The organism is Synechococcus sp. 63AY4M2 (genome assembly GCF_002760475.1).
Taxonomy (GTDB): domain Bacteria; phylum Cyanobacteriota; class Cyanobacteriia; order Thermostichales; family Thermostichaceae; genus Thermostichus.
Map to the genome: position 1 here is coordinate 2,853,736 of NZ_AXUX01000001.1, position 21,715 is coordinate 2,875,450.

Annotated in this window: 20 protein-coding genes; 8 read left to right on the forward strand and 12 right to left on the reverse strand. The window is 58.9% G+C overall.

Annotated elements, in window-relative coordinates:
* Window positions 1-135: 135 nt before the first annotated feature.
* Window positions 136-1,194, forward strand: a complete 1,059-nt coding sequence (psbA, locus tag SYN63AY4M2_RS12665) for a photosystem II q(b) protein (RefSeq protein WP_099887436.1) — start codon at window positions 136-138, stop codon at window positions 1,192-1,194.
* Here psbA and SYN63AY4M2_RS12670 read toward each other — a convergent pair.
* The 4 genes from SYN63AY4M2_RS12670 to SYN63AY4M2_RS12685 all read right to left on the reverse strand — a co-directional run bounded on the left by SYN63AY4M2_RS12670 (window position 1,191) and on the right by SYN63AY4M2_RS12685 (window position 5,114).
* Entirely contained in the window at window positions 1,191-3,014 is a 1,824-nt protein-coding gene (locus SYN63AY4M2_RS12670; RefSeq protein ID WP_099887437.1) for an aspartate kinase, read from the reverse strand. The genes psbA and SYN63AY4M2_RS12670 overlap by 4 nt on opposite strands.
* A 44-nt stretch (window positions 3,015-3,058) precedes the next feature.
* Window positions 3,059-4,594 (reverse strand): site-2 protease family protein, encoded by a 1,536-nt coding sequence (locus tag SYN63AY4M2_RS12675; RefSeq protein WP_099887438.1) that lies wholly within the window; start codon window positions 4,592-4,594, stop codon window positions 3,059-3,061.
* A gap of 83 nt (window positions 4,595-4,677) precedes the next feature.
* Window positions 4,678-4,848: a PCP reductase family protein gene (locus tag SYN63AY4M2_RS12680; protein WP_011430576.1), complete on the reverse strand. Its 171-nt coding sequence runs from the start codon at window positions 4,846-4,848 to the stop codon at window positions 4,678-4,680.
* 11 nt (window positions 4,849-4,859) lie between these two features.
* On the reverse strand, window positions 4,860-5,114 hold the full coding sequence (locus tag SYN63AY4M2_RS12685) for a DUF751 family protein (protein WP_041439081.1): 255 nt from the start codon (window positions 5,112-5,114) through the stop codon (window positions 4,860-4,862).
* A gap of 179 nt (window positions 5,115-5,293) precedes the next feature.
* Between SYN63AY4M2_RS12685 and SYN63AY4M2_RS12690 the strand changes: the two genes are divergently transcribed.
* On the forward strand, window positions 5,294-5,833 hold the full coding sequence (locus SYN63AY4M2_RS12690; protein ID WP_228375231.1) for an ATP synthase F0 subunit B: 540 nt from the start codon (window positions 5,294-5,296) through the stop codon (window positions 5,831-5,833).
* Window positions 5,834-6,204: 371 nt separating this feature from the next.
* On the forward strand, window positions 6,205-6,588 hold the full coding sequence (locus tag SYN63AY4M2_RS12695; RefSeq protein WP_011430573.1) for a hypothetical protein: 384 nt from the start codon (window positions 6,205-6,207) through the stop codon (window positions 6,586-6,588).
* A gap of 242 nt (window positions 6,589-6,830) precedes the next feature.
* Here SYN63AY4M2_RS12695 and SYN63AY4M2_RS12700 read toward each other — a convergent pair whose 3' ends face one another.
* On the reverse strand, window positions 6,831-8,684 hold the full coding sequence (locus SYN63AY4M2_RS12700) for an AarF/ABC1/UbiB kinase family protein (RefSeq protein ID WP_011430572.1): 1,854 nt from the start codon (window positions 8,682-8,684) through the stop codon (window positions 6,831-6,833).
* 401 nt (window positions 8,685-9,085) lie between these two features.
* Between SYN63AY4M2_RS12700 and SYN63AY4M2_RS12705 the strand changes: the two genes are divergently transcribed.
* The 4 genes from SYN63AY4M2_RS12705 (at window position 9,086) to SYN63AY4M2_RS12720 (ending at window position 12,728) form a co-directional block, all read left to right on the forward strand.
* Window positions 9,086-9,628, forward strand: coding sequence for an NYN domain-containing protein (locus SYN63AY4M2_RS12705; RefSeq protein WP_011430571.1), 543 nt, complete (start codon window positions 9,086-9,088; stop codon window positions 9,626-9,628).
* Between the two features lie 193 nt (window positions 9,629-9,821).
* Entirely contained in the window at window positions 9,822-10,958 is a 1,137-nt protein-coding gene (locus tag SYN63AY4M2_RS12710; protein WP_099813134.1) for a citrate synthase, read from the forward strand.
* 69 nt (window positions 10,959-11,027) lie between these two features.
* The gene (locus tag SYN63AY4M2_RS12715) at window positions 11,028-12,092 is read left to right on the forward strand and encodes a permease (RefSeq protein WP_240530549.1); all 1,065 of its coding nucleotides are present in this window, start codon (window positions 11,028-11,030) and stop codon (window positions 12,090-12,092) included.
* A gap of 168 nt (window positions 12,093-12,260) precedes the next feature.
* Window positions 12,261-12,728, forward strand: coding sequence for a DUF29 domain-containing protein (locus SYN63AY4M2_RS12720; protein ID WP_099813135.1), 468 nt, complete (start codon window positions 12,261-12,263; stop codon window positions 12,726-12,728).
* A gap of 22 nt (window positions 12,729-12,750) precedes the next feature.
* On the opposite strand, the gene SYN63AY4M2_RS12725 is transcribed toward SYN63AY4M2_RS12720, so the two are convergent.
* From SYN63AY4M2_RS12725 to purB, 7 genes are all read right to left on the reverse strand, one after another.
* Window positions 12,751-14,118 carry an FAD-binding oxidoreductase gene (locus tag SYN63AY4M2_RS12725; RefSeq protein ID WP_099813136.1) on the reverse strand — a complete coding sequence of 456 codons (1,368 nt, stop codon included), beginning with the start codon at window positions 14,116-14,118 and terminating at the stop codon, window positions 12,751-12,753.
* A gap of 112 nt (window positions 14,119-14,230) precedes the next feature.
* Window positions 14,231-15,028 carry a phosphate ABC transporter ATP-binding protein PstB gene (gene pstB, locus SYN63AY4M2_RS12730; protein WP_099883872.1) on the reverse strand — a complete coding sequence of 266 codons (798 nt, stop codon included), beginning with the start codon at window positions 15,026-15,028 and terminating at the stop codon, window positions 14,231-14,233.
* Between the two features lie 70 nt (window positions 15,029-15,098).
* On the reverse strand, window positions 15,099-15,992 hold the full coding sequence (gene pstA / locus SYN63AY4M2_RS12735; RefSeq protein ID WP_099887439.1) for a phosphate ABC transporter permease PstA: 894 nt from the start codon (window positions 15,990-15,992) through the stop codon (window positions 15,099-15,101).
* Window positions 15,993-16,030: 38 nt separating this feature from the next.
* Complete coding sequence (gene pstC / locus SYN63AY4M2_RS12740) at window positions 16,031-17,014, reverse strand: phosphate ABC transporter permease subunit PstC (protein ID WP_099887440.1); 984 nt, start codon at window positions 17,012-17,014, stop codon at window positions 16,031-16,033.
* Between the two features lie 148 nt (window positions 17,015-17,162).
* Window positions 17,163-18,224 carry a phosphate ABC transporter substrate-binding protein PstS gene (gene pstS / locus SYN63AY4M2_RS12745; RefSeq protein WP_099887441.1) on the reverse strand — a complete coding sequence of 354 codons (1,062 nt, stop codon included), beginning with the start codon at window positions 18,222-18,224 and terminating at the stop codon, window positions 17,163-17,165.
* A gap of 520 nt (window positions 18,225-18,744) precedes the next feature.
* Window positions 18,745-19,725: an aspartate carbamoyltransferase catalytic subunit gene (locus SYN63AY4M2_RS12750; protein WP_099887442.1), complete on the reverse strand. Its 981-nt coding sequence runs from the start codon at window positions 19,723-19,725 to the stop codon at window positions 18,745-18,747.
* Between the two features lie 10 nt (window positions 19,726-19,735).
* Window positions 19,736-21,031: an adenylosuccinate lyase gene (gene purB / locus SYN63AY4M2_RS12755; RefSeq protein ID WP_099883882.1), complete on the reverse strand. Its 1,296-nt coding sequence runs from the start codon at window positions 21,029-21,031 to the stop codon at window positions 19,736-19,738.
* Window positions 21,032-21,164: 133 nt separating this feature from the next.
* Here purB and SYN63AY4M2_RS12760 point away from each other — a divergent pair.
* Window positions 21,165-21,715 (forward strand): Uma2 family endonuclease (locus SYN63AY4M2_RS12760; protein WP_099887513.1); only part of this gene is annotated, 551 nt, incomplete at its 3' end.

Below are 21,715 nucleotides of genomic sequence, written 5' to 3' on the forward strand. Positions count from 1 at the left end.
TCCTTGGCAGTTTTCTTGAGACTGTCTAGCGTGGAAGGAGAAGAATCCTCAGGGCAAGGCTGAGTAACTTCCTGAGGTCACTTTGCTAAGAGCAAGTGGGAGAAAGCTCTCCTCAAATTTTCTAGGAGTTGGCCTATGAGTGTGGTTGTTCGGCGCTCCGCTGCCGCACGGCGGCTATGGAGCTGGGAAAGTTTTTGCCAATGGATCACTAGCACCGAAAATCGGCTTTACATCGGCTGGTTTGGCGTATTGATGATCCCGACGTTGTTGGCGGCGGTCTTCTGTTTTGTTATCGCTTTTATTGCCGCTCCGCCGGTGGATGTGGACGGGATCCGCGAGCCGGTGATCGGCTCTTTGTTGGGGGGCAATAACCTCATTTCTGCGGCGGTGGTGCCCACCTCAGCCGCCATCGCCTTGCACTTCTACCCCATCTGGGAAGCTGCCTCTTTGGAGGAGTGGCTCTACAACGGCGGCCCCTACCAGCTCATCGTGCTCCACTTTTTAATCGGCATCTGGTGCTATTTGGGCCGGCAGTGGGAGCTGAGCTACCGGCTGGGCATGCGCCCCTGGATTGCGGTGGCTTTCTCCGCCCCAGCGGCGGCTGCGACGGCGGTGCTCTTGGTCTATCCCATCGGCCAGGGCAGCTTTTCGGAGGGGCTGCCGCTGGGCATTGCCGGCACCTTCCACTTCATGCTGGCCTTCCAGGCGGAACACAACATCCTCATGCACCCGCTGCACCAACTGGCAGTGGCGGGGGTGTTCGGCGGCGCCCTACTGGCTTCTCTCCACGGCTCCCTGGTAACCTCTAGCCTGATCCGGGAGACTTCAGAAGAGGAGTCAGTCAATGCCGGCTACCGCTTTGGCCAGCAGGAGGTCACCTACAACTTCCTGGCCGGCCACTACGCCTTCTTGGGGCGGTTGGGGATCCCCAGCCTTGGCTGGCGCAACAGCCGCTCTGTCCACTTCTGGATGGCGGCCCTGCCTACCTTAGGGATCTGGGCGGCGGCAATCGGCATCGGCCTCATGGCCTTTAACCTCAATGGCTTTAACTTTAACCAGTCCCTCCTGGACAGCCAAGGCCGGTTCATCCCCACCTACGCCGATTTGATCAACCGCGCCAATCTGGGGATCCAGGCCATGCACGCCCCCAACGCCCACCACTTTCCTCTCTTGCTAGCGGCCAAGGTGGACTAGGGTCGATCCAGCCCGAAGGCACGGTGGGCGGCCTGGAGGGCACGCACCCCCTGCTCCCGCCGCACCACGCAGCTCACCTTAATCTCTGAGGTGCCGATCATCTCAATGTTGATCCCGGCGTCGGCCAGAGCCTTGAACAAACGGGCAGCCACGCCGGGATATGTTTCCATCCCGGCACCGACGATGCTGACTTTGGCAATGTCGTGGTCGGTCTCGACCTCCGCCGCCTGCAGCTCCTCGGCCACCTGCCGGCACACGGCCTCAGCCGCCCTGGCCTGATCCTGAGGCACCGTAAAGGCGATGTCGGTGCTGGGGATCCCGTTGTGGTAGCCCCGCTGGCTTTGGATGATGGTGTCGACGATGATACCGGCAGCGGCCAGGCGTCCAAACAGATGGGCAGCCGTCCCCGGCCGATCCGGCACCTTGCGCAGGCCCAGCCGCGACTGCTTCAAATCCAGGGCAACGCCGCGCACCGGGTGGTCGCTTGGGCGGGGATCCCCGCAAGGGGCTGCCTTGACCCGATGCAAATGGGGGATCACCTGGAACGCTTCCCCCAGCGCCAGGGCGGCCTCCCCGGCCCGCTCGTCAGCCACCACACAGCTCACCTTGATCTCCGACATGGAGATCATTTGGAGATTGATCCCAGCTTCTGCCAGCACCTGGAACATCTGGGCGGCAATGCCCGGGCGGCCCATCATCCCCACCCCGGCAATGCTGACTTTGGCCACCGCCTCATCGACGATGACTTCCCTACACCCCAGCTCCTGGCCCACCTGCCGCGCCACGGCTGCCGCCTGGGCCGCCTGCGCCCGGCTGACGGTAAAAGCAATGTCGTTGATAGGGGATCCCTCGGCTGCACTGAGGTGGAGCGACTGCAGGATTAAATCGACATTGATCCCGGCTGCCGCAATTTCCTGGAACAGTTGCGCGGCAATGCCCGGGCGATCCGGCACTCCCACCAGCACCAACTTGGCCTGATCCCGATCCAGCTCCACCGTATCCACTGCCTGGCCCAGCTCAATGCTGCTGTCGGCGGGGCGAGGACGGGGAGGGGGAGCAAGAATGAGGGTGCCCTCGGATCCCGCCTGCAACGGTTCCAGGCTGGAGCGCACCCGCAGCTTGACGCCGTAGTTGCGGGCAATCTCCACCGAGCGGGGGTGGAGCACCTGCGCCCCCAGGCTGGCCAGCTCCAGCATCTCGTCGGCGGTAATCTCCGGCAACAGCCTGGCCTCGGGTACCTTGCGCGGGTCGGTGGTAAAGATCCCCGGCACATCGGTGTAGATCTCACACAGCTCGGCTCCCAGGGCCACTGCCAAGGCCACCGCTGTGGTGTCCGATCCCCCCCGCCCCAGGGTGGTGATCTCCAGCTCAGTTAGGCTGGTGATGCCCTGAAAGCCGGCCACCACCACCACCTCTCCCCGCTCTAGGTGTTGCCAAAGGCGGTCGGTGTGGATGTGCAGAATGCGGGCCCGCCCGTGATCCCGGGTGGTAACAATCCCTACCTGAGCCGCCGTCAGCGAAACGGCAGGATAGCCCAAGCGCTGCAGCGCCAAGGCCAGCAGGGCAATGCTTACCTGCTCGCCCGTGGAAAGGAGCATGTCCCACTCCCGCCACTCGGCCGGCGTGGTCGGGGATCCCTGCAAGATCTGCTCCCCCAGCTCCACGAGGCGGTCGGTTTCGTCCCCCATGGCCGAGACCACCACCACCACCCGCTGCCCCCGATCCACCGTGTGGGCCACCCGCTGGGCCACGGCTTGGATGCGCTCGATGGAGCCGACGGAGGTGCCGCCGTACTTTTGGACAATTAAACCCGCTTGCATGGCTTGGGCTGAGCTGGTTGACGTGGTTTGGATCCTATCCCGAACTAGGCCAAGGCCAGCCAGCTTTGCAAAAAGGGTGGCACCGGCAGCAGGATCAGCACCAGCAGCGTCAGCATCCCCAGCCCCAGCAGATCCCGCCCCTCGTCCAGCTCCGTGACGTCGTTGAGGGCCGGCTCGTCGGCGCTGGAGATGACAAACAGCAGCAGCGCCCACAAGAGTAGCCAGGGCTGCACCGTCAAAGCCAACAGCAGCACCAGCCAGCGAGCTACCCGGCCCACATTGGCTCCCATCTGCTGCCCGTACACCGCGTGGACAATGTGCCCCCCATCCAGTTGGCCCACCGGCACCAGGTTAAACGCGATCACCACCAGGCCCAGCCAGCCGGCAAAGGCCAGCGGGTGCAGATCGATCACCTGCCCCGGCTGCAACTGATCCCCCAGCACCATACGCGCCAAGATCGCCAGCAGCACCGAGAGGCGTGGGTCGATGCGATGGAAGCTAATTGGGGTGGGCTGCCCCTCCGGCACCGCCGGCGGATCCCCAGGCGCCGAAAAGGACAGCCCCAGCAGCAACATCGCCAAAGCAACCAGGCTGCCCGCCAGCGGCCCGGCAATGGCAATATCAAACAACACCTTGCGGTTGGGCACCGGCTCTTTCAGCTCGATGAAAGCCCCGAAAGTTCCCAACACAAAGGGCACCGGGATGAAATAGGGGAGCGAGGTTTTGATGCCGTGGCGGCGGGCCACCCAGTAGCGGATCCCTTCATGGGATCCCAGAATGGCCAGGATCCCAACTGCGTAGGGCAACCCCTTCAGCAGAGACGGGAGATGCAGCAGCCGGTCAGGGCCGACCCCAGCCGCCTGGGCCCCGGCAGTGAGAGTCGTCCAAAAGGTAAACAGCAGCAGCCCCAGCGCCAGCAGAGGCCACTCCTGCTGACGGGTTAGGGAGCGCCGTGCCGCCGGGTTGGGCACCAAGGCAAAAAAAGGCTTGCCGGCAAACCCCTCCTGCAGCACCACCAAGAAGCGTTTGCCAAAAGTGTTTTCTACATTGCGCTGCACCCGCTCATAGGCTTCCGTGGGATCCGCCCGCAAATTGCCGCGGCAGATGATGGCCTGGGGACGGTACTCCACGCTTTGCAAATAAAAAACATTCCAGGGGAAGCAGTGGTTGAGCTTTTCTCGCGGCACCTCCGAGATGGGGGTGTGGACAAGAGTCGCCGAGGCCAGATCTGCAGCACTGTCCTCCTTTTCTTCCTCTGCTTCAAGCAAAGACTCGCGATCCGATCCCGCAACCGGCGAGGTGTTTTCCGCCCCCGGTTGAGAGCCTGCCGTTGGAGGTCGGAGGCGCCCCCGGCGTACCAAAGTCATGCTGGTAAAATAGGAAGCCAGAAACAGCCCCAACATGAGCAGGGGGGGCATTTCGTACTGAAACACCTGACGCCCCAGCACCCAGATCAAAGGGGGCATCATCATCACCAGCCACAGGATCCGCCAGGGCACCTTGGAGAGGCGGGCCACACTTTTTTGCAGCAGCAGGTAGGTTGCAGAACCCACCAGTGCCAACAGGATCCAATCTGCCATGAGTTGCAAAAAACAGAGGAGAACACCTCTACCAAGCTAGCGGCAAACCCAATCTCCCTGCTATGGCCAGCAGGGGGGATCCCTCAAGAGCCAAACTTTTGCTTGGCCTGCTCGTAAACTGCCACTGTGATCTTCTGGATCCCGGCTTCGCGGGCAAACTGTTCAATCTTCTTACGGGCAGCCGGACGCACAAAGAAGGGGATTTCTTTAAGGCGCGCCTCTGCTTCTGGCGTCCACTCTATCGCTTCGTCCATCCCCCCTGCCCTCAACGCAACATCCACGCCGGCAGGAGAGTGTGCCCTGTCATGCCTCGCAGGGTGAAATAGACAAACAGCAGCAACAGCAGGGATCCCAGCACAACCAGGGCTGCCGAGGTCGGACTTTTGCGGTACAGGTTAACAAAAGGCTGTAAGCCAGCCCAGATCCCCCCCAGCAAGACGGTAATGAAGTAGGTAGGGTAGCGGGAGACATTCTCCACAAATTGATCTTCCAGTCGACGAGGAGGCTGCGGCTGTGGCATGGGCAGATCGCAATCCAACAACTTCCCCTCAGTTTGCCACAGAGACCGGTTTCTGTCCCCCCGGCTGAAGAGGGATAGGAACCAGGGGGAAGCCGCCCAGGCTCAGAACCGCGAGAACCTGATATGGTAGGCGTTATCCTGCCTGCTTAGCTCAGCCCAGCCACCCACTCTCTGGCCTGATGCGAGAATTGCCCCCCGATGCCCTCAATCGCGCCGGTGACCTGCTTGGGGAACAGACCCTGGCGCTGATGCGCGTCCAGGAGGCTTTGGATCAACTGGAGGCAGCCATTCTCAGCAGTCCTCGTCTGTTCTGGTCTCGCACCCTTATCGACGAAGAGAAGATCCTGGAGCAGTTGGACTTCATCCGCCTCAACCTGCCCACAGCCTTGGAGGAAGCCGAGGAGGTGCTGCGCCAGCGGGATCAGATTTTGGCCGAGGCCCATCGTTACGCCCAGGAGATCGTGGCCGTGGCCCAGCGCCGCGCCGAGCAGCTCGTCAGCGAATCGACCATCCTACGCCAGGCTCAAGCGCAGGCAGAACAGTTGCTGCGACAAACCTACCAACAGAGCGAGGAGGTGCGGCGACAGACGCTGCAGGAGTCGGAGCGCCTACAACGGGAGGCCCATCATTACGTGGATCAGGTTTTGCAAGACCTAGAGCTGCGGCTGTTGGAGTCTCTGCGGGTGATCCGCAACGGGCGACAAAACCTTCAGACCTAAATTTGTGCTCGACCAGAGAGTGTTCATCGGTTCAGTTTTAGGCCAATATAAAAGGTAGCATCCGGGCTTCTTTACCCTGCGGATCTGTGGTAACCAAACTAACCTCCGCCAGGAAAGACGAAGACAAGTCTCGGATGGGCGGCCAGGAACTCGACGCGCTGTAGATTGCTGCTGCAGGCAAGGAACCTCGAGCTTTTGTGGCAAGCTGGCGCAGTTCTCCCTTCGCTTAACTGAGAGCGTGTGTTCCTCTTCTCAGCGATTGCCCCAACATTGGACTCATCGAGCTACCTTCCGCGGCGGGCTCTGTCCTCAGCCTGCGAGTTCCGGCTTTTACCCCTTTTGGGGAACCACTCAGTCGTCTAGGAGATTCTATGACCATTGAACCGAAAGCCCGTAAGAACCGCGAAAATGCCAACTCCCGTTCCCGCAGCCGTCGCCGTGAATCGGCCAAAGGGATCAAAGGGGCCAATCCAGCCGCCAGCCTCTCCCTGCCGAAGTTGATCCAAGAGAATGCTGTGCTCCAATCTCGCAGCCAGTTGTTGCTGATGTACAGCGACTTCCAAACCGAAATGCCCAACGACGGCAAAACCGGCGTTGGCACCTGGCTGCAGAACCGCCTCAAGGAGTACGGCATGCCCAGCCTGCTGCGTTTTGGCCCGCGCTCCTGCCCCCAGGTTTTCCGCCGCGATGAATTTTCTGAGTGGATGACGCTAGCCCTCAATGCCGTCAGCCCCAAAGACGAGAGCGCCAGCTAGGAGAGGTAGACTCTCGTCGGGGCAGACCTGAACTACGCTGAAGAGACTGCGCCATTGGGTTCAGCCGGGAAAGTTCCTTCTGCCTGCTTCTCTCAACATAAGGATGTCGTTGGGATTTTCCCGGCTTGCTCTTCTTAGTTAGTGGCCGACACTCGCGGGGCAACCCAAAGCTTTTTCCCGGAGGCTGGTCTTGTTGCCCCGCAGAGCAGAAAGGTTCTGGTCTGTTCAGCGCAAGGGGAAGGTCAGGCAGCAGCAGGTTTTGCAGCTTTCATCGGCCCAGGGCTCCCGTTGTGCCCGTTTACGGGCTTTTTCTCATCCTCCGACAACAATAGGTCGCGGATAAGCCGGGCTGCCGAGCGTTGCAACCAGCGGGAGGCCAATTGCCGGCCCAGTTGCTGGGCTTCCGGCTTGGTGGCTATCTTGGCGACGATGGGCAGAAGCTGCAGCGGCTGAAAGGTCGGGTTGCGGCTGAGGAGTTCCCACAGACGTTGCAAATGAGCCAAGCCGTCTGAGGTGCCGTTCCCCGAGCTGGAGAACAGCACATCCACCAGCCGCTCCCGCAAGAAAGCCCCCCGCTCGGAAAAGATAAAATCGACGGCCTTTTCCAGGGATCCCTGCAGGTCAAAGTCTTCGCTGTTGGCGGCGTTGCGCAGCAGGTTCTCCAGGCGGTTCCAGCGGAATTGCCCCTGGTTAAACAGCAGCTCCCGCAGGGCGGCGCGTAGCTCTGGAGCCGGGTCGGTGAGCAGCCGCTGGGCCACATAGGGATAGGCCACGCTCAACACCTTAAAATTGGGATCCAAACTGATGGCGATCCCCTCCAGGGTGAGCAAAGAGCGGATGATCAGGGCGTAGTAGGCAGGCACGCGGAAGGGAAAATCGTACATCACCCCCGAGAGCTTATCCGTGATGCTTTTGAAGTTCAGCTCGGCCACGGAGCTGCCCAGGGCCTCGGCAAAGACAGCTTCCAAAGCGGGAATGATGGGGGTGAGATCCGTATCGGGATCCAGGAACTCCAGATCCACGTAGTCCTGCGCCAAGGCAACAAAATCCCGGTTCACCAAGTGGACGATGGCCTTGATCAGGCCGTAGCGCTGGTGGGGCTGGATGGTGCTCATCATGCCAAAGTCGATGTAGGCCAGCCGCCCGTCGTGCATGGCCAAGAGGTTGCCCGGATGGGGGTCAGCATGGAAAAAGCCATGCTCCAAAAGCTGCTTAAGGGAGCAGTTAACCCCAATCTCGATCAGGTGCCGTCCATCTAGCCCTGCAGCGGCAATTTTGTCGAGTTGGGTCAGCTTGATGCCGTCGATCCACTCCATCGTCAGCACCTTGGTGCGGGTGTACTGCCAATAGATTTTCGGGGCGTAGATGGAGGGGTGGCGGTACAGCTCCAGGAAGCGCTCAGCGTTGCGGCCCTCTTGGGTGTAGTCCATCTCCTCGTAAAGCCGCCCGGCAAACTCATCCACAATGCCCACCAAGTCGCTGCGGATGCGGCGGAAGGTGCGCTTGGCCCAGGCGGCCAGGCTGCGGATGATGTACATGTCCAGGGAGATGCGCCCGATCAAATCGGGCCGCTGCACCTTGACGGCGACTTTCTCCCCTGTGTGCAGATAGGCCTGGTAAACCTGCCCCAGGCTGGCAGCGGCAACCGGTTCCGGGCCGATCTCGCGAAAGATCTGCTCTACCGATTGGCCGATCTCCGACTGGATAAGGGCAAAGGCGGTGGCATTGTCGAAGGGGGGCAGCTCATCCTGAAGCTTGGCCAGTTCTTCTAAAAAAAGAGGCGAGACCAGGTCAGGACGGGTGGAGAGAGCCTGGCCAATTTTGATAGCTGTCGGCCCCAATTCCGTGAGGATCTCCCGCAGCCGCGCCGCGTGCTTGGGCCGATTTTTCAGCTCCACCCCTCGCCAGCGATCCCAAAACACCCAGGCCAACAGACCCAAAAAGGGGGTGATCAACTGGAATAGACGCCCCAGCACCAGATCCCAGCGCCCCCGGTATTGCTCGGCCAATTGCTCCGGATCGTAGCGCAGGGCTGGCTGCGACAGGGTAACCTCAGCCCCCGCCGCTGCCGAAGCCGGTCGAGGCTGGGTTGCCACTGGTTTGGTTACTGCTGCTGTTGACGGTATTGCGCCCATAGAAGTCCCGACGGATCTCGTAACACATCTTAACTTGCTAGCTCGGGTGCGGTAAAAATGGTCTTCTCGACAAACCTGCGGGCGAACTCAGGCGAAAAGTAACACCCAACCGCTCAAGGGAAGTCGCGTAGAAAAAAGCTTTGGGCCTGAGGCAGACCCCTTACGACTGCTTTCCTTGAGGACTTGCAACCCCTGGGGGGCGTCTTTGAGGCAGTCTTCCTCTCCTGGTTCACTTGCAAGCCCAAGACTGTGAGTGGGCCAGCCTCAAAAGGGTCTTTACGGCGCTCTTTGATAAGGATTAGGATAAGGGTGCAAACTGATACAAATTGGTGCGATCCTGGGCAAGGGATCCACCACTATGCATGACAGCTTCCTCCCCCACAGTTTTATTGGTTGACGGCTACAACATCATCGGAGCTTGGCCCACCCTAAAGAAGTTGGCACGTCGCTCCCTGCTGGACTTGGCGCGTCTGCGCTTGGTGGAATCTTTGGCCAGCTACGTGGCTTTCCGCGGCTACCGGGCGACTGTGGTGTACGACGCCTATACCCAGCCCACTCCTGCCCGACAGGAGCGTTCTCCCTCCGGCATCGAGATTTTCTACACTGCTTACGGGGAAACTGCCGACGCCTGCATCGAACGGCTCTGTGCTCAGTTGCAGGCAAAGGCTTATCGGGTACGGGTGGCCACCTCAGATCGCGTCCAGCAGTGGGTGATCGGCGGCTACAACGCAGAATGGCTCTCGGCAGAACAACTGTGGGCAGAAGTGCAGCAGGCTCAAGAGCAGATCCGGCGCATCCAGCCCAAGCGGCTGCCGAGCAGGCGGGGCATTGATTTCTATTTGAACCCGGAGACCTTCTCTCGCCTCAACCGCTGGCGACTCTCCGGTCGGGATCCCGTACATTAACTGGCGAGGTGCTCCGAGGCAAACCTGATACCGGAGCAGGGTCTTTCTCACCCTGGCTGATATGGGTTGCCAAAGCCCTTCTCAGGGTAGGCAAAGGCGGGATCTGGCTTCAGAGATCCAGATCTGCTTTAATGTAGCGAATGTAGTGACGCCCCTGTTCTCTCCTTGGGGGGCTCATTTCAGGGATCCGACTATGGCGGATGGCGAATACAGGCCGGGGCTAGAAGGCGTTCCGGCCACGCGCTCTAACATTAGTTTTGTCGATGGCCAGGCAGGGATCCTGGAGTATCGGGGCATTCCCATCGAGGAACTGACGGCCCAGAGCACCTTTCTGGAGACGGCCTATCTGCTGATCTTCGGCAAGCTGCCGACGCAAGCCGAGCTGGACAACTTCGATCAGGCCGTCCGCAGCCATCGGCGGGTGAAATACCGCATCCGCGACATGATCAAGTCGTTTCCCGAGTCGGGCCACCCCATGGATGCCCTGCAAACCTGTGTTGCCAGTCTGGGGATGTTCTATCCGGTGCGAGAGGCGGATCCCGACTACGTGTTCGGCACGGTTACCCGTCTGCTCGCCAAGCTGCCGACGATGGTGGCGATGTTTCACCAGATGCGCCAGGGCAACGATCCCATCCCCCCCGACGACAGCCTGGATCATGCCGCCAATTTCCTCTACATGCTCTCCGGCAAGAAGCCGGATCCCTGGCTGGCCCGCATCTTCGATACCTGCCTGATCTTGCACGCCGAACACACAGTCAATGCCTCTACTTTTGCCCTGCTGGTGAGCGCCTCTACCCTGGCCAGCCCCTATAGCAGCCTGGCCACGGCGGTGGGTACCCTTTCGGGGCTGTTGCACGGCGGGGCCAACCAACAGGTGATGAGGCTGTTGCGACAAATCGGCTCGGTGGAAAATGTGCGCTCGTTTATCGAAGAGAAGCTGGCCAAAAAAGAGCGCATCATGGGCATGGGTCACCGGGTTTATAAGGTGAAGGATCCGCGGGCCACCATCCTGCAGCGGCTGGCAGAGGAGCTGTTCGAGCGCTACGGCCACGACAAGTACTACGACATCGCCCTGGAAGTGGAGCGGGTGTGCGAGGAGTTGCTGGGGCCGAAGGGGATCTACCCGAATGTGGACTTCTACTCAGGGTTGGTCTACGCCAAGCTGGGGATCCCAGAAGATTTGTTTACACCGGTGTTTGCCATTGCCCGAGCGGCGGGTTGGCTGGCCCATTGGCGGGAGCAGTTGTCCGATAATCGGCTTTTCCGACCCACCCAGGTGTACACAGGTGAACGCCAGCAGCGCTACATCCCCATCGAGGAGCGGAGTTGAGGGCGGTTTGACAGGGCGCTGGGCCGGGATCCCAACTCAATAGAGCCCAAATTGGTGTGAGGTGGTGCGTTGAGCCTTTTGGATTCTCCTCTCTGGCGCGATGGGTTCACCCTCTTTTTGAGCATCGTGGTGCAGGCCATGCCCTTTTTGCTCTTGGGGGTGTTCCTTTCGGGGCTGATGGCGGTGTTTGTCGAGGGATCCCAGTTGGCCCGCTTCCTGCCCAAAGGCAAAATCGGCAGCGCGGTGGCTGGCGGTGCTTTGGGGTTCTTTTTTCCGGTGTGCGAGTGCGGCAACCTGCCGGTGGCCCGGCAACTGGTGATCAAGGGGATCCCACCCCATGTGGCGGTGGCTTTTTTGTTGGCAGCGCCGGTGTTTAACCCGGTGGTGATCTTTTCCACGTGGATTGCCTTTCGCAACATGCCGGAGCTGGTGGCCTACCGGGTTCTTTTTTCTTTTGGCATTGCGGTGGCCATCGGCTTGCTCTTCAGCGTGCAAAAAGATCTGGAGCCTTTGTTGCAACCGGCGGTTTGGCGAGAGCTGCAGCGCAACCGCTGCCAAGAGGCAGCTCTGAAAAGCACCTCCCGCTCGCCGTTGTTGCAGGGGGGCACCTTCTGGATTGGATCCCAGAGCCCTGCTCAAGGGGCCTCTGGCGGATCCCTGGCCACTCTGCAGAGGGCTGAAGAGGTGTATCGGGCGGCGCTGGCCGCTGCCCCTGCTCTCTCTTGGCGGCAAAAGGGATTGCTGCTGCTGCAAACCTGGGCTAGAGAGATTCGCGAGCTGGGATCCGTGCTCATCCTGGGCTCGGCAGTAGCGGCCTTCGTGCAGACGGTGATCCCGCGTTCGTTTGTGCTGGATTATGGCCAAGATGCGCTGGTCTCGATCCTGATCATGATGGCGCTGGCCGGGATCATCTCCATCTGCTCGACGGTGGATGCCTTTTTTGCCCTCTCCTTTGCCGCCACCTTCACGCCGGGATCCCTGTTGGCTTTTATGGTGTTTGGGCCGATGGTGGACCTGAAGGCCATTGGCTTGATGCTGACTTTGTTCAGGCCCCGCGCCATTTTCTACTTGGTGCTCCTGACTTTTCAGTTCACTTTAGTAGGGGCTTTGGCCATCAATTACTACTGTAGTTAAAATCTTGGATAGGTAGTCCCCGCAGCGAACGATAGCTTAACTGCAGGGTCAGCGGCGATTAGGCTGAGATATTCAGAGTGCCAGGATCTCTGAGATTGAGAAGTTGGGCAGGAGGGCATTGTCCCGGCTGGAGCTGAAACGACTACATACAGGCGGCAGGATAGAACCGTGAGCAACCTATACTTTGCAGATTTTAACTTGTGGATTGCCCAAACAACCCAGCTCTTGCGGGAGGGACGTTGGCAAGAAATTGATCTAATCCATTTAATTGAAGAGGTTGAGGATTTGGGTAAGAGCGAACGGCGAGGGATGACCAGCCAATTAACTCGCCTTCTCCTGCATTTGCTCAAGTGGCAATATCAACCTCAGCGCCGCTCAGATAGCTGGTTGGATTCCATCACAGATGCGCGAACCCAAATTGAATTGGCCCTCGAAGATAGCCCCAGCTTAAGAGGATATCTGGCCGAGCAACTGGAAAAGAGCTATCAACGGGCACGCCGCCATGCAGCTCAGCAAACCGGTATGGATATCTCGGCCTTTCCGGAGACTTGTCCCTATGCTTTGGAGCTGGCCTTGGCAGAAGATTGGCTGCCAAGCCCCTCTCCTTTTGGAAGAGGAAACTCAGAGATCGCCTAAGGATAGAGACCTCTCGGCACTGTCAAGCAGAAGCCCGCCCTTGCCAACTGCGCATCTTGCCGGGGTTAAGCAACCCGTAGGGATCCACTTCTTCCTTGAATCGGATCTGGCGCGGATCCATCACCTTGCGACCCCCCTCTTCGATGATGTAGGTGTGAGGGTTGGCGATGAAGACTCCCTGCGCCTCGTGATAGCGCATGATCTCGTTGAGGCGTTCTTCAGTGGTAAAGCGCACAATTTGCAGGCCGACCGGGGCAACCTGGCCGCGTATGCGAATCCATTCCAGGTGCATCAGCACTTCGTCGCCAAAGTGCTCGTACAGGTGCTGCACCAACTTCAGCTCCCGGTCGGGCGGAAAAATCGATTGTAGATAGGTCAAATTGGGATCCACGCTGCGGCAGTGCAGGGTGGTGTGGTTCCAGGAAAATTCCCCCAGCGAGATCCCCTTGGCCGCCTCCTGCGCCGTTTTGTTGTAGACCACCTGGCCGCCATGTTCCCGAATTAGCTCCAGCAACGGCTCCAGGCTGGGCTCGGCCACCATCACCAGGGCCACGGCGGATCCCTGGGGCAAGTAGTCCTGCAGGGGGACGAAGTAACGAGGGATCGGCCAGGCGTGCAGGCTGATGAGTTTCTTGAGGATCCCATCTGCCTCGGCCAGGGCCTGCCCAAAGTGGGCGCAGGGCATAAACCCCACCTCAGGGGGAAAGGCCACCACCAGCTCTGCCCATGGGTAGGCCGGCGCCAGCGGGATCTCTACTTCTGTGATGATCCCGTTGAGGCCCCAGGCATGGCTGACTTTAAACACGTCGTCTCCCCGCAGCTCCAGGGCCCGCGGCTCCTCTTCGACTGTGATCACCCGCAGCCCCAAGATGTTGCCCCGATCCAGCAATTGGCCGTAGGTCACAGAGCCAATGCCGCCGCTGCCCCCGGCAATGAACCCCCCAATAGTGGCCGTACGGTAGGTGGAAGGGGCCATACGGATCTCCCAGCCCAGCTCGCGGGTGTGTTTGTCGATGGCCATCAACTTGGCCCCCGCCTGCACCCGCGCCAAGCCCGGCTTTGCCCAAAGCACCTGGTTGAGCTTGCCCATGTCCAGGATCACACCCCCGGCCAGCGGGATACATTGGCCGTAATTACCGGTACCGGCACCGCGCACCGTAACCGGGATCCGCAGCCTGGCACAGGCCGCTGCCACCCGCATCACCTCGGCCTCATCGGCGGGGCGCACCACCAAATCTCCCCGCTTGTCGCTCAGTTGTCGGCTCAGCACGGGGCTGTAGTGGTAAAAATCCAACGACAACTTGGCCACCTGAGCCGGATCAGTGATGATCTCAATACCCTCTAAGTCAGAACGCAAAGCCTGCAGCTTGTCAGGAGCGGCAACGATCATAGGTATCCGTATTTGGGTGCAACGGTTCTTCAGACTCCATCATCGGCAGAAATTGCCTGCAAAAGGGTTTGCAGAGAACAGTATGGGAAGGATCCCTGTCCGGCCAGGTCGATTAGCCGAAGCGGCCCTCCACATAATCTCTTGTGGCTTGCTTGGTGGGGCTGTTGAAGATGACTTCAGTTCTGTCAAATTCAATCAGCTCGCCCACACGGTTGGATCCCACCAGCTCCACGCTGAAGAAAGCCGTCATATCCGAGACGCGGCTGGCCTGCTGCATGTTGTGGGTGACGATGATGATGGTATATTCCTCCTCCAGCTCCTTCATCAGCTCTTCGATACGGCGGGTGGAAATGGGATCCAGTGCCGAACAGGGCTCATCCATCAAAATCACATCCGGCTGTACCGCCAGAGCGCGGGCAATACACAAGCGCTGCTGCTGCCCTCCCGACAGCGACTGACCATTTTCTTTCAACTTGTCTTTGACTTCATCCCAGAGGGCAGCCCGTTTCAGCGAGGTTTCCACCACCTCGTCCAAGTCTACCTTCATCCCCAGCACCCGCGGGCCGTAGGCCACGTTGTCGTAAATGCTTTTGGGGAAGGGATTGGGCTTTTGGAAGACCATGCCGATACGCCGCCGCACCGCCACCGGATCGACCTCTTTGGCGTAGAGATCCTTGCCGTGGTAGGTGAGCTTGCCCTCTACACGAGCACCGGGGATCAAATCGTTGGTGCGGTTGAAGCAACGTAGGATCGTGCTTTTGCCACAGCCGGAAGGGCCGATAAACGCAGTAATCTGTCGGGCTGGGATGTCCAGAGTAACATTTTTTACAGCCAGATTGGAGCCATAGTAGACATTCAGGTTCTCGGTCCTGAAAACGTAAGAGGTCTGGTTAAGAGATTGAGTTTGCATGGCAGCACTCACAGAAAGAGCTAGAGTTCGACGAAGAGTTCGATTCAAGACTTTGTTGAGAATCCTCAGGCTATTTCCTGGTCTTGTACACCAAAAAGCGAGCGGTCAAGCTGGCCGCCAAAACAATGGCTAACAAAACCAAAGCGCCCGCCCAAGCCAGCTGCTGCTGCACCCTGTAGGGAATGATGGAGAAAAAGTAGACCATCACCGGCAAGGTAGCCACCGGGCCAAAGAGATCAGTAGACCAGAAATTGTTGTTAAAGGCGGTAAAGAGCAGAGGTGCAGCCTCGCCTGCCGCTCGGGCCAAAGCCAGGATTAGCCCGGTTACGATGGCCGGTGCCGCTGCCGGCAAAACAACGCGCATTGTGGTCTGAAAGCGATTTGAGCCCAGGCCAAGGGAAGCCAAGCGCATGTCGGGCGAAACCAGCAGCAACGCCTCCTCGGTGGAGCGGATGACAATCGGCAGCATCAGCACGCCAAAAGCCACCCCTCCCGAGAAAGCCGAAAAGCCGGATCCCCTCACCACCACAGCATAGGCAAACAGGCCGCAGAGAATGGCCGGTACCCCCGTGAGCACATTGCAGGAAAACTTAACCAGATAAGCCAAGCGGGTGCCGCGACCGAATTCAGACAAGTACACTGCCGCCAAGATGCCGAAGGGAAAGCTCAAAGCCGCCCCCGTAGCCAGCACCATTAAATTGCCGACAATTGCGTGACCAAAGCCCCCTTCCGCCAGGCCAGGGGCAGGGTAGCGGGTCTGGGTGAGGACATCCCAATTTATCCGCTGGATGCCTTCCTTGCCCACATCCCACAGCACCCAAGATAGGGAAGCTATGATCACCGCCACAGAGAGGCCACTCAGCAGGGTTAGGACAATGCCTGTGTAATTGCGGACAGGGGCAATGGCGGCACGAGTAATGTCGATGTCAACCTTCTCAGGGGCAAGCTGTGCTGAGTCGGACATGATAACAGTGCTCCTTCATCTTCTTTCTGCTTCCCAAGTTACTGCTCCAAGTTTTGAAACTTGCGGATGATGATCTCGGCAACGATGTTGACCAATAACGTCAGCACCATCAGCACCACGCCGGCATACATGAGAGCCGAAACCTGCAAGCGTCCTGCCTCCCCAAACTGAGAAGCAATCAAGGCGGTAATGGTGGATCCCGGCTGCATTAGGGAGATATTGATGCGGTTGGCGTTGCCGGAAAGCATGGCCGCTACCATGGTCTCTCCCAAAGCCCGTCCCAGCGCCAGCATGATCGAGCTGACGATACCCGACAGGCCGGCAGGGATCATCACCGTTAAGATGGTCTCCCAGCGGGTTGCCCCCAGAGCCAAAGCCCCCTCTTTTAGGCTGCGTGGCAGAGATTCAAGGGTACTGCGGGTAATGGAGATGATGATGGGAGAGATCATGATCCCCAGCACCACAGCCACTATCAACAAGCTGGGCCCCCGCGGAGCCGGGCCACCCAAGAAAGGGATCCAACCCAGCGTCTGGTTAATGGCTCGAAAGATGGGCCGCACTGCTGGAATCAGCACAAAGATCCCCCACAGCCCCAGCACCACACTGGGAGTGGCCACGATCAGCTCAATGGCAAAGCTAATCGGCTCCGTTACCCACTTGGGGGCAAAACCTTCCGTCAGGAAGATGGCAGTGCCAATGCCCAGAGGGATGGCAAAAATCAAAGCCACCAGAGAGGTTACCAAACTGCCATAAATCTGTGGTAGCACCCCGTAGATGTTTTCCACCGGGTTCCAGCGGGTAGTAACCAGGAAGCCCAAGCCAAACTGCTGAATCGCCGGCAGAGCCGCTTCGGTGGTTTGAAGAATCACCCAGATGAGGATAATGCCGGCAAACCCTGCCAAGGCCAGCGTCAGGCGGACAAAGCCCACATCAACAGCCCGAGACAGGCTCGCCTTTTTCTCAATGTCAACATCGATATCCGGGTTTGGCGGTGAACCATAACCCGTAGCCGCTGAAGTCATAGCCTCTCTCCCATGATCATCTTCGGTTCAAAATCTTTCCTAAAAATCCCACCGTGCAAGGTAACCCCAGCAGCCGACCGAGAAAGCCTCACCTGCCTCCTCAGCCGGCCACCAGCTCCACTCTAGTGGAGTTCAGGCTGCAACCCAGTCATCGCACCGCCTTGGGGTTAACGGTGATGGCATCCAGCTCTGCAAAGATCCGCTGGATAGCCGCCTCAGGCATAGGGATGTAGTCCAGCTCCTTGGTGATGGCTTGACCCTCTGGCCCCTGGGTCCACTTCAGAGCCTCCACCAGCTTGGTCAGCTTCTGCTGATCGGGATACTCGCGGTACAGCATCACCCAGAACAAGCCCACGATTGGGTAGTCATTTGGCCCTTCAGGGTCGGGCACCAACAGCGCAAAGTCATCAGGAATGGGAGCATCCAGCGCCGAGGTAGCTGCCTCAGTCGAGAACCCAACAATGTTGCCCGCTTTGTTTTCCAAGCGAGCAGTGGCCATCTTTTCCAGCTTGGCATAGGACTGGTTCACGTAGCCAATTGCCCCTGGCTCCTGCTTGATGGTGGCGGCTACGCCCTCATTCCCTTGGGCTCCAATGCCAACAGGCCACTCGACAGAAGTACCAGCACCGGCTGTCCAATTAGGGCAGACAGTTCTGATGTGGTTGGTGAACACAAAGGTAGTCCCAGAACCATCAGAGCGGTGTACCCAGGTGATGTCCAGGGGTGGCAGCTTGTTTGCTATACCTGGGTTCTCGGCCTTGATGCGAATGTCGTCCCAGCGAGTGATCTCGCCGGTCACGATGCCGCAGTAGGTTTTCCGCTTCAGGATGAGCTCTCCGTCTTCAATGCCGGGCAGGTTATAGGCAAACTCGATGGCCCCTCCCGCCAGAGGCAACTGTAGGGGATCATAGCCGTATTTAGCTCGGAAGCTTTCCAGGCGAGCACCGGAGAAAGGCGCCTCGGAAGCGCCGAAGTCCACAGTGCCATTGATCACCTGCTCTAGGCCAGCACCACTACCGACAGACTGATAGCTGACTTGCACAGTGGGGTCTACGGTGCGGTTGTAGGCGTCAAACCAACGTTGCAGCAAAGGAGCCGCAAAGGTCGCGCCCGCCCCGGAGATTTGCACGGTTTGGGCTTGAGCCGAGGTCGCTGTTAGAAATCCTACTGTTAGAGCGGTGAGGGAGAAAGCAGAAAGCAGGGTTCGCATAGGTAATATCTGTGGCAAATCAACATCTTCAACTCTATAACCTCAAAGTTAACGGAAGGATATCTAAAGGTTAACTTTGGGTTAAGTCAAGAGAAAAATCGATATTTTTGAGTGTGCTGGCTCGTTTCCAAACCTCGATTTTCCATCTGGTGGTCTTGGCCAGTTTGGATTTCAGCAAAATCAGGATCCTGGAGCCCAGGATCCGCGAAAAGGCTTATGCTGCTGAACTTCTATCTCGTTTGACAACTCATTTGACAACCAATCCAACAAACATAACTTGAATAAGAGCTGAGCTGGGACGGCTGCAAAAAAACTGGATCCAGATCCAAGATGTGTAAAATTTGATACAAAGATGTTGCTCCCCTCTCGGCAAGCTTGGACATGATTTCAGCAGGGCGGTAAAAGCTCTGGCCAGAGCTTCTTCCGACTTTTGACAGAGAGAATTAGCTAGGAGATGGACTTCAACACTCCAGACGTGAGGCAGCTCTACATGTTCCCCGAGCAGAGAAAGATCTGGGCTCTAAGCTGGGATCCGCCCGCCCCCCATGAGGTACAGCAGGGCCATGCGCACCGCCACGCCGTGGGTGACCTGCTGCTCAATCAGGTTCAAGCCGGGATCCTCCATCACCTCGGAGCTGAGTTCCACACCGCGATTGACCGGGCCGGGGTGCAGAAGCTTGACATCCGGGTGGCACAGGCGCAGTCGTTGCCGCGTGAGGCCGAAGAAGTGATGGTACTCCTGCAGGCTGGGGAGAAGGAACTCGCCCATGCGCTCCTGCTGCAGGCGCAAGGTGATGACAAAACGCGACCCTTCGAGGGCAGGCTCTAGCTGCCAATGGACAGGGAGCGTATGGCCGGGTACAAACTGGGCAAAATCTTTGGGCAATAGGGTGGGAGGGCCGGCTAAGTGAACCTCAGCTCCGGCAGTCACCAAGGCATAGATATCGGAGCGGGCCACTCGCGAGTGGAGAATATCGCCGACAATGGCAATTTTGATCCCTTGCAGCAACTCCAGACGGGGACGCCGGGGATCCAGATGGCTGCAGAGGGTAAACAAATCCAGCAAACCTTGGGTGGGATGTTCGTGCAGTCCATCCCCGGCATTGAGAACGCCCACAGGGGATCCACGGCGGTCGATCTCGGCAGCTAATTGTTGGGGCACTCCTGCCTGGGCATGGCGAACGATTAAGAGATCGGATCCCATGGCCAGAAAGGTGCGGGCCGTATCCAAGAGCGTCTCCCCCTTGCCCAAGGAAGAAGTGCCAGGGGAAAAGTTAAGCACATCGGCCGAAAGGCGCTTGGCCGCCAGCTCAAAACTGGAACGGGTGCGGGTGGAAGGCTCGAAGAACAGCGTCACCACCACCTTCCCCTGCAGGGTGGGCACCTTGGGCAACCGCCGCGTCAACACCTCCTGGAAACTGGCGCTGGTCTGCAAAACCATCTGGTATTCTTCGGGAGTAAAATCCGCCAAGCCCAAGACGTGCTGCCGCTGCCAAACCATAGGGGATCCCTCAAATGCGCAAGCGGGCAAAGATCTCGTCCAAATGGGTTAGGTGGCGCTGGGGATCAAAGCAGTCCTGCAGTTCTGCCTCGCTCAGGTGGGCCATCACCCGGGGATCCGCCAGCAGATTGGCGCGAAAGTCTCCCTGCGGCTGGTTCCAGGCGCGGTGAGCATTTTCCTGCACCAGGCGGTAGGCTTCCTCGCGGCTAAGGCCCTTCTCCACCAAAGCCAGCAGCACCTGCTGGCTGAAGATGACGCCGCCATAGATGTTGAGGTTGCGCTCCATGTTGCCGGTGTGAACCTGCAGGTGGCGCACCAGGTCGGCCATGTTCACCAGCAGGTAGTGGCAGAGAATGGAGGCATCGGGCAGGATAACCCGCTCCACCGAGCTGTGGGAGATGTCCCGCTCATGCCAAAGGGGAATGTTTTCTAGGGCCGAGACGGCATACCCGCGCAGGAGACGGGCCAGCCCCGTCAGTTGTTCCGCCTTGATGGGGTTGCGCTTGTGGGGCATAGCAGAGGATCCCTTTTGGCCGGGGGCAAAGTACTCCTCAGCCTCCAGTACCTCTGTTCGCTGCAGGTGGCGGATTTCAGTAGCAAAGCGCTCTAGGGAAGAGCCAATCAAAGCCAAGGTTTGCACATACTCGGCGTGGCGATCCCGCGAGATCACCTGGGTTGAGACCGTATCCGGCTTGAGCCCCAAGCGGGCGCAGGCCAACTGCTCCACCTGGGGAGGCACGTTGGCGTAGGTGCCCACTGCCCCCGAGATCTTGCCCACTGCCACCACCTCTTGCAGGCGTTCCAGCCGCTCCTGATGGCGCAGGCACTCGGCCAGCCACCCTGCCAGCTTAAAGCCAAAGGTAATCGGCTCGGCGTGAACACCGTGGGTGCGGCCGATCATGAGGGTGTAGCGGTGCTGCCGAGCTTGGTCGCGGATAGCAGCGATGAGGTCGGCCAGGCGGGCTTGCAAGATCTCCACCGAGGCCACAAGCTGCAGGGCCAGAGCGGTATCCAACACATCCGAGCTGGTCAGGCCCAGGTGGATGTAGCGCCCTGCCTCGCCCACGTGCTCGTTGAGGTTGGTTAAGAAGGCAATAACATCGTGCTTCACTTCCGCCTCAATTTCCAAAACCCGCGCCGGGTCAAAGGCGGCTTTGGCTCTGATCTCCTGCAGGGCTTCTTGCGGGATCCGCCCCAGCTCCGCTTGCGCTTCACAGACAGCCAGCTCCACCTGCAGCCAGGTCTGGAGCTTGTGGGCAGTGGACCAAATCTGGCCCATTTCGGGCAGAGTGTAGCGCTCGATCAAGGTGCCTTTTCCGTCGGTACAGTAGGATGAGCTAGGCTATTTTAGCCTTTGGCGTCCCCCCTCGAGGAAAAGCCGCTGGGGGATCCCTGCGGGCTTGGCTTGCGGTGTCGAAGGAGCAGCAAGGAGTTTGCAGATGACCGTCGGAGCTGTGCCAACTCAGGGAAAAAGAGCTTGGACAGCCGAAGAATTCATGGCGTTGTCCAGGGAGGGACATCGCTACGAGATTGTTGATGGGAAGCCAATTGATATGGGAAGCGCGGGGGCACTCCATGGTTATGTCTGCAGCCTCCTATTGGCAGCTTTGACCCCCTACGTTTTGTCCAACAAGCTGGGGATCGTTTTAGATTCCAGCACTGCTTTTAAGATGAAGAGTGGAAATTGGCGCTCCCCTGACATCTCTTTTTTTGCTAAAGAACGCTTGCAGGGCATGGCTGAACTGCCCACAGGATTTTTGGAAGGCGCTCCAGATCTGGCTGTTGAAGTGCTTTCCCCCCGCAATACGGTTGAAGAAATTCATGACAAGCTGGTGGAGTACTTTGAAAATGGCAGCCGCCTGGTTTGGCTGGTTCACCCCAGCGAGCACTACGTCCTGGTGTATCGCAGCTCTCAAGAGCCTGACCGCCTCCTGAAATCGGTTGATCTTCTAGAAGGTGAAGAGGTTATTCCAGGATTTGCCCTGCCGGT

Coding starts and splice junctions, on each gene's coding strand:
- SYN63AY4M2_RS12750 (WP_099887442.1), bottom strand. CDS start 19,725: ATGGTTTGGCAGCGGCAGCACGTCTTGGGCTTGGCGGATTTTACTCCC.
- SYN63AY4M2_RS12705 (WP_011430571.1), top strand. CDS start 9,086: ATGACAGCTTCCTCCCCCACAGTTTTATTGGTTGACGGCTACAACATC.
- SYN63AY4M2_RS12690 (WP_228375231.1), top strand. CDS start 5,294: ATGCGAGAATTGCCCCCCGATGCCCTCAATCGCGCCGGTGACCTGCTT.
- SYN63AY4M2_RS12695 (WP_011430573.1), top strand. CDS start 6,205: ATGACCATTGAACCGAAAGCCCGTAAGAACCGCGAAAATGCCAACTCC.
- psbA (WP_099887436.1), top strand. CDS start 136: ATGAGTGTGGTTGTTCGGCGCTCCGCTGCCGCACGGCGGCTATGGAGC.
- pstA (WP_099887439.1), bottom strand. CDS start 15,992: ATGTCCGACTCAGCACAGCTTGCCCCTGAGAAGGTTGACATCGACATT.
- SYN63AY4M2_RS12685 (WP_041439081.1), bottom strand. CDS start 5,114: ATGCCACAGCCGCAGCCTCCTCGTCGACTGGAAGATCAATTTGTGGAG.
- SYN63AY4M2_RS12725 (WP_099813136.1), bottom strand. CDS start 14,118: ATGATCGTTGCCGCTCCTGACAAGCTGCAGGCTTTGCGTTCTGACTTA.
- pstS (WP_099887441.1), bottom strand. CDS start 18,224: ATGCGAACCCTGCTTTCTGCTTTCTCCCTCACCGCTCTAACAGTAGGA.
- SYN63AY4M2_RS12680 (WP_011430576.1), bottom strand. CDS start 4,848: ATGGACGAAGCGATAGAGTGGACGCCAGAAGCAGAGGCGCGCCTTAAA.
- SYN63AY4M2_RS12675 (WP_099887438.1), bottom strand. CDS start 4,594: ATGGCAGATTGGATCCTGTTGGCACTGGTGGGTTCTGCAACCTACCTG.
- pstC (WP_099887440.1), bottom strand. CDS start 17,014: ATGACTTCAGCGGCTACGGGTTATGGTTCACCGCCAAACCCGGATATC.
- SYN63AY4M2_RS12710 (WP_099813134.1), top strand. CDS start 9,822: ATGGCGGATGGCGAATACAGGCCGGGGCTAGAAGGCGTTCCGGCCACG.
- SYN63AY4M2_RS12670 (WP_099887437.1), bottom strand. CDS start 3,014: ATGCAAGCGGGTTTAATTGTCCAAAAGTACGGCGGCACCTCCGTCGGC.
- pstB (WP_099883872.1), bottom strand. CDS start 15,028: ATGCAAACTCAATCTCTTAACCAGACCTCTTACGTTTTCAGGACCGAG.